Annotated in this window: 7 protein-coding genes; 3 read left to right on the top strand and 4 right to left on the bottom strand. The window is 70.9% G+C overall.

Going from position 1 to position 13,870, the window contains the following annotated elements; genetic code table 11:
• Genes LR394_RS05365 through LR394_RS05355 form a run of 3 tightly spaced genes read right to left on the bottom strand, consistent with a single transcriptional unit; the run spans window position 1 to window position 9,052 of the window.
• Complete coding sequence (locus LR394_RS05365) at window positions 1-3,384, bottom strand: right-handed parallel beta-helix repeat-containing protein (RefSeq protein WP_231439241.1); 3,384 nt, start codon at window positions 3,382-3,384, stop codon at window positions 1-3.
• Complete coding sequence (locus tag LR394_RS05360) at window positions 3,384-7,871, bottom strand: hypothetical protein (RefSeq protein WP_231439240.1); 4,488 nt, start codon at window positions 7,869-7,871, stop codon at window positions 3,384-3,386. The genes LR394_RS05365 and LR394_RS05360 overlap by 1 nt, the downstream gene beginning before the upstream one ends.
• On the bottom strand, window positions 7,871-9,052 hold the full coding sequence (locus tag LR394_RS05355) for a hypothetical protein (protein ID WP_231439239.1): 1,182 nt from the start codon (window positions 9,050-9,052) through the stop codon (window positions 7,871-7,873). Before LR394_RS05355 ends, LR394_RS05360 begins: the two co-directional genes overlap by 1 nt.
• Before the next feature lie 326 nt (window positions 9,053-9,378).
• Here LR394_RS05355 and LR394_RS05350 point away from each other — a divergent pair, with 326 nt between their 5' ends.
• The 3 genes from LR394_RS05350 to LR394_RS05340 are packed head-to-tail and all read left to right on the top strand — an operon-like array spanning window position 9,379 to window position 12,772.
• Window positions 9,379-10,824: an aspartate ammonia-lyase gene (locus LR394_RS05350; RefSeq protein ID WP_231439238.1), complete on the top strand. Its 1,446-nt coding sequence runs from the start codon at window positions 9,379-9,381 to the stop codon at window positions 10,822-10,824.
• A 40-nt stretch (window positions 10,825-10,864) separates the two neighbouring features.
• On the top strand, window positions 10,865-11,857 hold the full coding sequence (locus LR394_RS05345) for a TAXI family TRAP transporter solute-binding subunit (RefSeq protein ID WP_231439237.1): 993 nt from the start codon (window positions 10,865-10,867) through the stop codon (window positions 11,855-11,857).
• Window positions 11,858-11,887: 30 nt separating this feature from the next.
• Entirely contained in the window at window positions 11,888-12,772 is an 885-nt protein-coding gene (locus LR394_RS05340) for a glutamate ABC transporter substrate-binding protein (protein ID WP_231439236.1), read from the top strand.
• Window position 12,773: 1 nt separating this feature from the next.
• Here LR394_RS05340 and LR394_RS05335 read toward each other — a convergent pair whose 3' ends face one another.
• The gene (locus LR394_RS05335) at window positions 12,774-13,868 is read right to left on the bottom strand and encodes a hypothetical protein (RefSeq protein WP_231439235.1); all 1,095 of its coding nucleotides are present in this window, start codon (window positions 13,866-13,868) and stop codon (window positions 12,774-12,776) included.
• Between the last annotated feature and the right edge of the window lie 2 nt (window positions 13,869-13,870).

Here is a 13,870-nt window from a genome sequence, read left to right as displayed (position 1 = left end):
TCAGCGCCGGTCCAGCGCGGCCACGATGTCGGCCTGGGTCAGCAACTGCATGTCCTGCACCGACGGGCTCGGGATGGTGCGCAGCCGGCTGGCCTGCCGGGTGATCGCCTTGTCGAGCACCTGCCGGGCGTAACGGCCGTTGCCGAACGTGTCCCCGCGGTCCACCCCGGCGAAGTGCCGGCGCAGCACGTGCAGGGTCTCGTTGGTGGCCTCGTAACCGCCCGAGGTGGCCAGCGCCTGGAAGATCGCCACCAGCTCGTCCGGGGTGTAGGAGGCGAAGTTGATCTGGTGGCTGAACCGCGAGGCCAGACCCACGTTCGCGTCCAGGAACTGCTTCATGTCCCCGGTGTAACCGGCCACGATCACCACGATCTCGTCGCGGTGGTCCTCCATCAGCTTGACCAGGGTGTCGATCGCCTCGCGGCCGAAGTCGTTGCCCGCGCCGGGCGGGGCCAGGGTGTACGCCTCGTCGATGAACAGCACCCCGCCGCGGGCCCGGTTGAACACCTCCAGCGTCTTCTGCGCGGTGTGCCCGACATACTGCCCGACCAGGTCGGCCCGGGCCACCTCGACCATCTGGCCGGTGTCCAGCACCCCCATCGCGTTCAGCAACTGCCCGTAGAGCCGGGCCACCGTGGTCTTACCGGTACCGGGCGGGCCGGCGAAGACCAGGTGCCGCGACATCGACGGAGCCGGCAGCCCGGCCTCCACCCGGGCCTTGGCCGAGGCGATCAGGTCGACCACGTCGGCCACCTCGCGCTTGACCTCGGAAAGGCCGATCATCCCCTCGAGCCTGCGCATCAGGTTGTCCACCACCACCGTGGTGGAGCCCGCACCCCCGGCCGAGGCGTCCGGCGTGTCCTTCAGGTCCTCGGGAAGCAGCCGGGCGAGCTCGATCTCGGCCACGTCCGGGTTGGCCGCCAGCCGGTAGGCCTGCCGGCCCAGCATCTCCTCGAAGACCAGCCGGGCCGCCCGGGCGTTACCGAAAGTCTCGGTCCGGGGCATCTTCTCGAAGACCCGGCGCAGCGCCTCCTGGGTCTCGTACTCCAGCGCGTAGTGGTTCTTACGGCACAAACGCTCGACGATCGTCACCAGTTCGTCGCTGTTGTAGCTCTCGAACTCCACGGTCTTGGTGAACCGCGAGTCCAGGCCCGGGTTCTGGGCCATGAAGGCCCGCATGTTGGGGGCGTACCCGGCGACGATCACCACCAGCTCGTCGCGGTGGTCCTCCATCAGCTTGACCAGGGTGTCGATCGCCTCGCGGCCGAAGTCCTGGCTGCTGCCGTCCGGCGGGGCCAGGGTGTAGGCCTCGTCGATGAACAGCACCCCGCCGAGCGCCTCCTCCACCTTTTTGGTGGTCTTCACCGCGGTGCCACCGATGTGCTCGGCCACCAGGTCGGCCCGGGCCACCTCGACCATCTGCCCGGTCTTGAGCACACCGAGCGCGGCCAGGATCTTGCCGTAGAGCCGGGAAACCGTGGTCTTACCGGTACCGGGCGGGCCGGCGAAGACCAGGTGCCGCGACATCGGCGGGGCCTGAAGACCGGCCGAGGAGCGGCGTTTGGCCACCTGGTGCAGGCCGACCAGGGTGCCCACCTCACGCTTGACCGCGTCCAGGCCGACCAGGGCGTTCAGCTCGGCCAGCAGCGCCTTGATCGGGTCGGCCTCCTCCTTGGTCTCCTTGGGCTTGTCCTTCTCCGGGGCCTTGGCGTAGGCGTCCAGGCTGGGCTTCTCCCGGCCCGGGCCGGTCTTGCCCTGGCCGGGACCGGCCGTGTCCTTGGTCGGCTCGCCGAAGACCGGCGACTTCGTGGGAGACGGCTTGACCCCGTTGTGCCCCACGTCCAGGTCCGAACTGTCCAGGATGATGCCCGGGTTGGCGGTACTGACGCCTTCTCCCCCGTTGCCGCGCACCGTGCAGCCGCGGATCGCGACCGGGTGGTTGGTGTGCACCTCCACCCCGTCGCGGGCGTTGGAAACCATTTCGGAGTCGGCCAGAACGCCCTTGCTGCCGGCCGCCCAGATCATTCCGGAGCCCCCGGAGTCGCGCACCCGGCAGCCGGTGAACTCGGCCACCGCGCCGTCTCCGATCTGGACGCCGGTGCGCTCGGAGGCGGCGATGTCGGTGGCCGTGATGGTCGAGCGGGAACCCGTGGTCAGGTCGATACCGGTGCGGTTGTTGCGGATCTGGGTGTTGCCGAGCATCAGGGTGCTCTCCCCGGCCACCCGGATGCCCGCCCGGGCAGCACCTTCCAGCGTCGCGTCCTCCACCGTCGCGCTTCCGCCGGAGACGTGGATGCCGTAGTTGCCGCCCTCGACGCTCAGACCCCGCAGCATCGGCTGGGACTCGTCCTCGACCGAGACACCGACATCCACCTTCTCGAGCTTGGTGCCCTCGAACGTGGGGGTGCTCTGGTTCAGCAGCAGAACGCCCACACCCTGCGCCTGGCTCACCGATCCACCGGCGAAGGTGGGCGCCGACTCACCGGTGATGGCCAGGGCCGCGGCCCCGGCAACCGCGAAAGTGCATTCGTGGAAATGGCCTTTGGCCGCGTCGGAGGTGTGCAGCGCGTGGCCGGTGGACTCGGCGATCGTGCAGTTGCTCAGCTGCGGCGCAGCCGATTCGCGCAGCACCACCCCGTGCGCCTGGGCCTGGCTGAAGGTGCTCGCCTCGATCACCGGCTCGGCGTGCCCACCCACGTACAGGCCGACCTTCACGTCTTTCACGGTGGCGCGCTCCAGCCGGATCCGGCTTTCCTGCTGGACCACCACGCCCACGCCGTCCACGTCCGACACCGTGCAGTCCTGCAGCACCGCGGCGCTGGCCCCACCGGCCACCACCGCGTTGCCCTTGACCTTGCTGATCGTGCACTTGCTGAACGTCGGCGCGGCCTCCCCGGCCAGCAGCAGGCCGCCGTTGCTGAGGTCTTCCAGCTTCACGCCGGTGAACTCGCCGACGCCGCCCTCGAACACCACCGCGGCCCCGCCCGGGTTGCGGATCGAGCCGCCGTGCATCCGGATCCGGCCGTCGCGCACGTGCAGCCCGGCCACTCCCTCGGCCTCGACCGTGCACTCGGTGAGCCGGACCTGGCCGCCGGTGAGCTGCACGGTGGGCAGGTCCCGGTGACCGCCGCGGATGGTCAGCCCGGTCAGCTCGACCTTGCCGTGCGTCACCAGGATGCCCTGCCCGGAAGGGATCTCGACGATGACCGAGCCCGGGCCCTCCTCGGCGACCACGGTGACGTCCTGGCGGAAGGTCAGCGACTCCCGGTAGGTACCGGGCCGCACCGCCACGGTCGAGCCGGGCGCCGCCGTGGCCAGGGCCCGGCCGATCCCGGTGACGCAGTCGGAGTCGGTGGCCGAGACGGACAGAACCGTGACGGTCATCAACGGGCTCCTTCGAGTTGCGGGCTGGTCGCGTAAAGGGTTCCGTCGGAACGCATCCCCAGGGGGTAGCGCCACTGTTCCGGGACATGACGCTGCGCAGCGGCTGCGGGCACGGTCTTGATCGTCTCGTGCAGACGCTCGGCGGCCCGCTGGTCGGCCGGATCGTCCACCCGCTCGGTCGCGCCGGCCGGCAGTTCCCGCAACAGAACCCGAAGCTGGTCTCCGTTACTCGGCTGCACAACGTCCAGAACCACGAACTGAGTTCCCGGCGAGAACAGCACCCGGCCGGCGCCGTCGTCGCCCGGGCTGCTCACCCGCTCGGTACGGCGGGCGCTGCTGGCCCAGATGGCGTACTCGACAGTGCTTTCGGACGGTGCGGTCGGGACCAGCCGGGCCTCGGTGAAGGCCGGCTCGACCAGACGAACCCCCGAGCGGTACTGCTTGATCTGAGTCGTGTCCGGGCTGCCCGCGCGGAACACCGGCCCGACCACCGCGGGCAGCCGGCTCAGTCCAGAGCGCGCACACTTCGCCAGCAACGCCGCTCCGGCCGGATCGATCTCCGCGAAACCGCCGTCACTGTTGATCTCTTCGCCGCGCAGCACCGCATCGACCACGGACCCGACCCCGGCCAGATGCGCCCGCACCGCGACCAGCCCGACCATCAGATCGCCCCGGCCTGCGGCCGCCCGAAGGCCCGGCTGCAACGCGAGAACGCCGGTGACCGCGCGGGAATGCGCCTCGTAACGCCAGCCCAGCAGCGAACGGACGGACTCGCGGTCTTCCCGGGTAGCCTCGCCCGAGACCTGAATCCAGGACGCTCGCGGCAGTTCCATCTTCTTCAGCCGGGTCTCGGCCTTCTCCGGCGAGCTCTGGCCCTCCTGGGCCGGTTCTTCCGTTGCGGCCTGTTCTTCCGTTGCTTTCTGCTCGGTTTCGGATTCGGCGGCCGCGGTTACGTCACCGAGATCGCCGGTGTCCTCGGCCGGAACCCCGCCGGAAACGACGACCGGCGCAACCTCGAGATCGGCCAGGATCTCCAGGACTGCGCACAGCGGTTCGAGCACCGTCTCGATGATCGGTTCGATCTTGGGCTCGGTCTTCGGTTCAGGCTTGGGTTCGGCAACTGGTTGCGTGCCGATGTCCTTCGGAAGAGCGATCTCGGGAACCGCGTCCAGCAGCGGTGGCACCGAGCCGATTCCGATGAGAGACGCTTCGGCCCGCGTTGCGCTTTCGGCGTTCTCCGGCTCCGGCTTTGGCTTTGGCTCCGACTTCGGCACGTCGGTCGGCTCGGGATTCACACCTGAGCTCTTCGGATTCTCGGCCAAGCCGTCTGCGCCGTTGACCTTTTCGAGCGCTACCGGACGAGTCGGCGGCGGCTGGGTAGCCGTGAGTTCTGGGGCCACGGCTGCCGGCTGCTCGGCGGCCGCCTGCTCAGAGTCATGGGAAACCGCGGGAGCCCGATTCCGCTTGACCCGCTGATCCCGGCGAGCGCGTGACAGCCGGACCGCCTCACGCCAGTCCAAAGGCTTGGACGGACCCTCTGATCCTTCGGCCTCGTCAGACTTTTCGTCGTCCGCGGCCTGAGGGGTTTCGGCGTTCGGGGCGGTGGTGGCGGCGCGCTCGGCCTCGCCAAGGCGTTCGGCTTCGAGGCGGGCTTTCTCGGCCTCGGCGATCCGGGCCGCTTCCGCCTGCCTCTCGGCCTCGGCCAGACGCTCCGCCTCAAGCCGTTCAGCCTCAAGCCGCTCAGCCTCAAGCCGCTCAGCCTCGGCAAGGCGCGCGGCCTCGGCGGCGCGCTCGATCTCGGCGAGGCGTTCAGCTTCGGCAAGACGCTCGGCCTCAGCCCGGCGCTCAGCCTCCAGGCGCTCGATCTCAGCCTGACGCTCTGCTTCCGCGATCCGCTCAGCCTCAGCCTCAGCCAGACGCTCAGCCTCAGCCAGACGCTCAGCCTCAGCAGCGCGCTCGGCCTCCGCAGCCTTCTCAGCCTCAGCGATCCGAACCGCCTCAGCCCGCTCGGCCTCAGCCTGACGCTCAGCCTCGGCTACCCGCTCGACCTCAGCCAGACGCTCGGCTTCCGCAACCCGCTCAGCTTCCGCAACACGCTCGGCTTCCGCGATCCGCTCAGCCTCCGCCAGACGCTCAGCCTCCGCAGCCCGCTCGGCCTCCGCAGCCTTCTCAGCCTCAGCGATCCGAACCGCCTCAGCCCGCTCGGCCTCAGCCTGACGCTCAGCCTCGGCTACCCGCTCGACCTCAGCCAGACGCTCGGCTTCCGCAACCCGCTCAGCTTCCGCAACACGCTCGGCTTCCGCGATCCGCTCAGCCTCAGCAACACGCTCAGCTTCCGCCAACCGCTCAACCTCAGCCAGACGCTCGGCCTCAGCCAGACGCTCGGCCTCAGCCAGACGCTCAGCTTCCGCAGCCTGCTCCGCTGCAGCCAGACGCTCAGCCTCCGCTACCCGCTCGGCCTCAGCCAGACGCTCGGCTTCCGCCAACCGCGCAGCTTCCGCGATCCGCTCAGCCTCCGCAGCCTTCTCAGCCTCAGCGATCCGAACTGCCTCGGCCCGCTCGAACTCCGCCTGACGCTCGGCCGCAGCGATCCGCTCCGCCTCGGCGGTGCGTTCGGTCTCGGCCCGGCGAGCTTCCTCGGCCTCCTGCTCGGCCTCGGCAATACGGGCAGCTTCTGCGGCTCGCTCGATCTCGGCCTGGCGCTGCGCCTGCGCCTTTCGCTCAAGTTCGGCTTCGGCTCGGCGGGCTTCTTCGGCCACCCGCTCGGCCTCAGCGATCCGGGCTGCCTCGGCCTGCCTTTCGGCCTCGGCCTGGCGCTCGGCCTCGGCCTGCTCGAACTCCGCCTGGCGTTCGGCGGCGGCCGCTCGCTCAGCCTCGGCGATGCGCTCGATCTCGGCTCGGCGGGCCTCTTGGGCAACTCGCTTGGCTTCGGCGAGACGTTCGGCCTTTGCGGCTCGCTTGGCTTCCAGAACGCGCTCGATCTCGGCCAGACGCTCGGCTTCGGCCTGGCGCTGGGCCTGCGCAGCCCGTTCGAGCTCGGCCTGGCGCTCGGCTTCGGCCACCCGCTCAGCCTCAAGGCGGGCTTCCTCGGCTGCGGCGATCCGGGCTGCTTCGGCCTGGCTTTCGGCCTCGGCCACACGTTCGGCCTCAGCGGCACGCTCGATCTCGGCGGCACGCTCGATCTCGGCGAGGCGTTCAGCTTCGGCAAGACGCTCGGCCTCGGCCCGGCGCTCAGCCTCCAGTCGCTCGAGCTCGGCCTGGCGCGCAGCTTCCGCAGCACGCTCAGCCTCCGCCACCCGCGCAGCCTCTGCAGCACGCTCAGCTTCGGCCAACCGCTCAGCTTCGGCGCGACGCTCCATCTCAACGAGACGTTCGGCCTCGGCGAGACGCTCGGCCTCCACCGCACGCTCAGCCTCAGCACGACGCTCGACCTCAACAAGACGTTCGGCCTCAGCCAGCCGCTCAACCTCAGCCAAACGCTCGGCATCAGCAAGGCGCTCAGCCTCGGCCAGACGCTCGACCTCAGCGAGATGGGCCGCCTCGGCCGCCCGGGCCGTGGAGCCAGATCCCGCATCGTGAAGGGCCGCGATGTCGTCGCGGAACCAGGTCTGCTCGGACCCCTCGTCCAACGTGGTAGACGGCGCGGCCCCGAAATCAGCCGAAGGGGCAGGCGCGCTGGGCAGCGTCCCCAGGCTCGGCACCTGCAGGTCGGGCATGCTGAAGCGGAAAGCGTCAGCGCTCACGGTCGGCGACGGGTAGGTGTACGCCGGGGCGGAGGGCACCGAATCGCGGTTCGCGCTGACCGGCACCCGCGGACGCCGCCAGGTGGGCAGGACCGGCCCCAGCCCCACCAGTTCCACGCTGCCGGGCGAGCGCGCCACGAATCCGGCCTCGGCGAGCATGATCCGGGGACCCAGCAGGATCGGGCCGGAGCTGCTGACCACCGTCACGCCCAGCGCCGCGGCCAGCGCAGCCATCGCCCGGGACAGCACCGGGCTCGGACCACCCGCGACGATGGCCAGCACCACCGGGCGGCGGGCCCAGTCCGGCCGGCAGCGGACGGCCTGGGCCAGGGTGCGGATCGGCACCGTCCGGCCGTCGACCTCGAAACCGTTACGGCCCAGCGCGATGTGGACCACGAAGTGGGACTCGGGGGCGGCCGGCAGTTCTTCCTCGGGCACCGGCAGCGGCGCCAGGAACCAGCCCGCCCGGGTCGGGAACCCCACGCTCAGCAGACGTTCCGTCGCCACGTCGGGCGGGGTCTGGCGCATCGCGGCCCGCACCGCCGGGCCGGAGCGGACGATCTGGGCCGACGGGGTGAGGTGCCAGCCGTTCGCGCCCAACTGGACGTGCGGACGTCCAAAAGCATCGAACTGAAGTTCCGCACTACCCCGCAGCAGCGCCCGGCCCGGGTGGCTCAGCAGCCAGGTGCGCGAGCGGCGGCGGGCCCGGCGCAGGGGCTGCGTGCTCAACGGGCGCGACGTCATCAGGCACTCACCTGCGGCACGCTCCAGACGGGTTCGTCCTCGTCCGGGTGCTGCAGGAAGCTGAGCACGCGGTGCAGGGCGACGTCCGAGACCTCGGGACCCTCGTCCTGGGTCCGGCGCAGGTAGTCCAGCAGCTCGGGCTCGGGAGCCAGGCCGTAGTGCTCCAGGTAGTAGCTGATCGTGTCGGTCCAGACCCAGCGTCCGTCGGTGCGGAAGGTCAGGGGCACCACTTCGGGACGCTCGGGGTCCAGGAAGTCGGCCATGGTCGCCGAGGTGGTGAGCACCGGCAGACCGTTGCCGAGGTAGCGCAGCAGCCGGGTGAGCTCGCCGAGGTCGTCGATCAGCGGGTGGTCCTCGTCGAAGAGCGGCCCCTCCTGCGGGTCGACCAGGTCGAAGACCCGGGCCATCCGGACCGGCTCGGCCGGCTCGTCGGCCCAGACCAGCGCGCCGTGGGCGCAGGCGCTGCTCTGGTAGCCGGGCACCGGGATGCCGGGCCCGCAGACCTCGACCTGCGGAGCGTCCTCCCCCGCGTCCAGCAGGATCTCCTGGAGCCAGGAGGTGATGTCGACCAGGTCCTCACCGGTGGCCTCGTGCCCGGCCTGGACCACGTACACCCGGCGCGGGGCCGGCCAGGGCGCACCGTCGGCCGGGGTGCGCCAGGCCCGCCAGACCGCGACCAGCTCCGGGCCGGTTTCGATCGCCTGCCGGAGCGCCGCGTCCATCTCGTCGAGCGCCGGGTGCTCCGGGCCGAGCGTGGTCAGGTCGAGCGGGCCGTGGTGCTCGGTCAGGTCCTCGCGGCGCGGGTCGATCGCGCTGAAGGCCCAGGGCACCGGCAGGATCACCGTCTCGTCGATCCGGTCCAGGCTGTCGACCATCTCGGCGTCGTCCCCGGCGGCCCGCAGCTCGGCCGCCATCAGCGCGGCGTCCTGGGCCAGCACCGGCACCCGGGCGGTGGCGGCGGCGAATCCTACGGCCTGGGCCACGTCCACCCGGCCGCCCTCGGCCAGCCAGGAACGGGCCTGGGTGAGCAGGTCGTCGGGCAGTGCCCCGGCCAGCCGCAGCAGCAGCGTGTGCCAGACCTCCAGACCCGCCTCGTGCGGGTCCACGGCGCCGTCGTCACCGAACGTCGCGTCCGGCTGGGGCGGCGCCCATGCCGACACGTCCGCCTCCTGCTGGGCCACCGCCACCTCCGGTCCAAGAACTGTCTGCGGCCGCGCACACGGCCGTTGTCCACCCTGCTCACGGACACAAGGGCCGCAGGGTTCACCCGTTGCGGCAACGGATCTGCCCTCAGCCGCACTCCGCTCGCCGACGGCGGGCGAACCCTGCGCCCGCGCCCGGCCGTGGTGCCTGTGAGGGTGGGCATTGCCGCGACCGCCGACGACGGGCACGATGAACGTCGGCCGAACCGGCACAGAACACCTTCGATCGGGCCAGATCCACTGGTCCCGACCTGACCGGAACGACCTGCCCTACCAGTTCGGGCGAGAACGGAACCAGTTCAACGATGAATCAGCACCATCCCGCTACCCGGACCGAACACGACCTGCTCGGCGACCTCGACGTCCCGGCCGACGCCTACTACGGCATCCACACCCAGCGCGCGGTGCAGAACTTCGCGATCAGCGGCATCCCGGTGTCGATCTACCCGCACTTCGTGCGCGCCCTGGCCGCGGTGAAGCAGGCCGCGGCGGTGGCCAACCGCGATCTCGGCCTGCTGCCCGCCCCTCAGGCCGACGCCGTGGTGGCGGCCTGCGAGGAGATCCGCGCGGGCAAGCTGCACGAGCAGTTCGTCCTCGACGTGATCCAGGGCGGGGCCGGCACCTCGACCAACATGAACGCCAACGAGGTGGTCACCAACCGGGCGCTGGAGCTGCTCGGGCACGCCAAGGGCGAGTACCAGTACCTGCATCCGCTGAACGACGTCAACCGCGGGCAGAGCACGAACGACGTGTACCCCACGGCGATCAAGATCGCCCTGGACGCGCACATCGTCGAGCTGATCGACAACCTCGAGGTGCTGCGCCTGGCCCTGGCGGCCAAGGCCACCGAGTTCGCCGATGTGATCAAGATGGGCCGCACCCAGCTGCAGGACGCGGTGCCGATGACGCTGGGCCAGGAGTTCGCCGCCTTCGCGATCACCCTGAGCGAGGACCAGACCCGGCTGGAGGAGGCCCGGCTGCTGCTGCACGAGCTGAACCTGGGCGGCACCGCGATCGGCACCGGGCTGAACGCGCACCCGCAGTACCGCGAGCGGGTGGTGGCCGAGCTGGCCACGATCACCGGGATCGCCACCCTGGTCTCGGCCACCGACCTGATCGAGGCGACCTCCGACGTCGGCGTGTTCGTGCAGCTGTCCGGGGTGCTGAAGCGGGTCGCCGTGAAGCTCTCGAAGACCGCCAACGACCTGCGGCTGCTGTCCTCCGGGCCGCGGGCCGGGCTGAACGAGATCAACCTGCCCGCCCGGCAGGCCGGCTCGAGCATCATGCCGGGCAAGGTGAACCCGGTGATCCCCGAGGTGGTGAACCAGGTGGCGTTCGAGGTGATCGGCAACGACGTCACCATCACCCTGGCCGCCGAGGGCGGCCAGCTGCAGCTGAACGCGTTCGAGCCGATCATCGCGCACTCGCTGTTCGCCTCGCTGGACCACCTGGGCGCGGCCGCGGTGACGCTGGCGGACAAGTGCGTCAGCGGGATCACCGCCAACCGGGAGCTGCTGCACGAGCGGGTCTGGAACTCGATCGGCCTGGTCACCGCGCTGAGCCCGGCCCTGGGCTACGAGAACGCCAGCTCGGTGGCCCAGGAGGCACTGGCCTCGGGACGCGGGGTGGTGGACCTGGTGCTGGAGCGCGGGCTGCTCAGCCAGGCGCAGATCGACGAACTGCTCTCGGTGACCGCGCTGACGTCCAACCGTGGTGGCCTGCGTGCGCCATTTAACCCAGACGAAAAATAGCCGGAGCATTCCGGCAATCCTGTTCGGCCACCGTGCGAGCGTGCGACAAAGGGTGGGCCGGGGATCGCTGCTGTCCGCGGGGGTGTTCCTGACCCTGGCCGGCTGCTTCGGCACGGCCTCGGACGCCGGGGCGGCGCAGACCGCCGGCCCGGCCCAGGGGCACTTCGTGATCAGCGCCGGCCCGTTCGGCGAGGAACACCACGCCTGGGGCGACAGCCTGGCCACCGAGATCGCCCGGCAGGGTTCGGGGGCCAGCCTGGGCGTGGTCGACTCCTCGGGCAGCGTGTCGAACCTGCGCCGGCTCACCATCGGCACCGCCGACCTGGCGATCGCGACCGCGGACACCCTGTCGCCGACCCCGGACTCGTGCGCCGAGCAGGTCTCGGCCGGGGCGATCGACGAGAACCGGGTGCCGTTGCGCGCGGTCAGCCGGATCTACGAGGACTTCCTGCAGGTCCTGGTGCGCGGGACGGCGCCGATCGAGTCGGTGGCCGATCTGGCCGGCCGGCCGGTGGCGGTGGGCCAGACCGGTTCCGGCTCGGCGCTGATGGCCTGCCGGGTGCTGCAGACCGCCGGCGTCGAGGTCGAGTCCAAGCGGCTGGGCCTGGACGCCGGGATCGAGGCGCTGAACGCCGGCTCGGTGGACGCGGTGTTCTGGTCGGGCGGCCTGCCCACCCGCACGATCGAGTCCGCCAACGAGGACGAGCCGCTGCGGCTGCTCTCGCTCGGGCCGCTGGCCGAGCAGCTGCGCCAGGAGTACGGCCCGGGCTACCGGCCGGCTGCGGTGCCGGACGGGGTCTACGGCAGCACCGAGCAGATCACCACCGTGGCCTCGCCGAACATTCTGGTCAGCCGGGCCGACGCGGACCCGGCGATGGTGAACCTGGTGCTGGAGACCATCTTCAGCCGGCAGGACGAGATGACCGAGCAGGTACCGGCCGCGGTGGCCACCGACCGGCGCACCGCGATCCTCACCGGAGAGATGGACCTGCACCCGGCGGCCACCGACTACTACCGCACCACTCACCTCTGACCTGCACAGGAGCTTGAGAAAATTGAGAACATGAGGATCCCCCGCCGACCGGCCCCGCTGCGCGCGGGGATCCTGCTCGCCGTCACGGTGCTGGCCCTGGCCGCCTGCCAGGGCCAGCCGAAGGCTGCCTCGGAGCCCAGTTTCGCCCCCGGCACCACGATGGCCGACCTGTCCGGGGCGGGGAAGATCACCATCGCGGTGAAGTACGACCAGCCGGGCTTCGGGGCGGCGAGCGAGGCCGGGCCGCCGGAGGGCTTCGACGTGGAGATCGGCAAGCTGATCGCGGGCGGTCTGGGGCTGGGGCCGCAGGACATCACCTGGGCCCGGGCCACCTCGTCCAACCGGGAGGAGCTGCTCGAGCAGGGCCGGGCCGACCTGGTGATCGCCACTTACACGATGAACGAGGCGCGCCAGGACCGGGTGGGGTTCGCCGGGCCCTACTACATCGCCGGGCAGCAGATCATGGTGCGCAGCGCGGACGCCGACATCACCGGCCCCGACGACCTGCACAACGACCCGTCGCTGAAGGTCTGCAGCACCACCGGTTCCACCCCGGCCGCGGCGATCGAGCGCTATCTGATCCGGCCCGGCCAGCTGGTCACCAAGGACGGCTACGCCGACTGCGCCCAGGCCCTGAGCGAGGGCGAGGTGCAGGCGGTCACCACCGACAACGCCATCCTGCTGGGCCTGATCAGCGCCTCCGACGGCGAGTTCAAGATCGTCGGCGACCCGTTCACCGAGGAGCCCTACGGCATCGGGATCGTCAAGGGTGACCGGGAGTTCTGCACCTTCATCGCCGAGACCCTCAGCCAGACTGCGCGCAACGGCAGCTACGACCGGGCCTGGGCCAGTACGGCGGGCCTGATCCCCGAGGCCCGTACCCCCAGCCTGCCTCAGCTGGACCCTTGCGCCTGAGCTACTGCGACCCCAGCATGAAGCACCAGACCCGGTGCAGCGCAACCGATGACACCCGGGGATAGGACTCTTCCACGTCGGCCAGGTGCTCCAGCAGTTCCGGGTCCGGACTGAGGCCGTACTCCTCGAGGTAGTACGGCACGGTGTCGGACCAGACCCAGACGCCGTCGGTGCGCAGCGTCATCGACACCTCGTACCCGGCGTCCGGCAGCATGACGTCAGGCATCGTGGTGTCGGTGGCCAGCACCGGCGGGGCACCGGCGAGATAGTCCAGCAGACGCTCGATCTCGGCCGGGTCCTCGATCCTGGGGTGGCCGGCGTCAAAGGCCGGGCCGGTCTGCGGATCGACGCTGTCGAACGAGCGGGCCACCCGGATCGGGGTGAGCGGTTCCCGGGCCCAGAGCAGGGCCGAACGCAGCCAGGCCGCATTCTGGTAGCCGGGCAGCGCACTGTCCTCGACCCAGACCTCCACCTGCGGGCTCTCCTCCCCCGCATCGATCAGGTCGTCCTGAATCCTTGCGGCCAAGGCGTATTCGCCGCCACCGGGAGCCTGGACGGTGACCAGGTAGACCCGTCGCGGCTCGGCCGAGTCCGGGTCCAGCCGGGCCCGGGCGTCGGCCGGCGCCCGCCAGGCCCGCAACAACGCGATCACGTCCGGTTCGGTGGAGATCGAGCGGACCGCGGCCTGATCCAGCTGGTCCTCGTGCTCCTCGGCCGAAGAACCAAGATTGAGGACGAGGGGCGCGGCCGCCGCCGCTTCGGCGTCCGCCACCCGTACCGGCGCGAACGCCCACCGGCCGTCGTCGTTCTCGGCCCCCTCGCTGACCACCAGGTCGGCCAGCGGCTCGAGCTCGTGCCCGGCCCGGGCCAGCTCGTCCAGGATCACCAGAGCGTCCAGCTCCCACACCGGGGTCCGGGTGCCCAGCGCGGTGAACGCCAGCAGCGCGGCCATCTCATCGATCGTGCCCTCGGCCAGCCAGGTCCGGGCGTCGGCGATCACGTCGTCGGGCAGCAGCCCGGCCAGCCGCATCAGCAGCTGGTGCCATTCCCCGGGTGCCCGGCCGGAGCCTGGTACCGCGCCTGGTTCGACCGTCATCT

The sequence above is a fragment of the Kineosporia babensis genome (assembly GCF_021129305.1).
GTDB classification, from domain to species: Bacteria; Actinomycetota; Actinomycetes; order Actinomycetales; family Kineosporiaceae; genus Kineosporia; species Kineosporia babensis.
The sequence above is the reverse complement of the archived record's forward strand: the minus strand, read 5'-3'. Positions and strand labels throughout refer to the sequence as shown.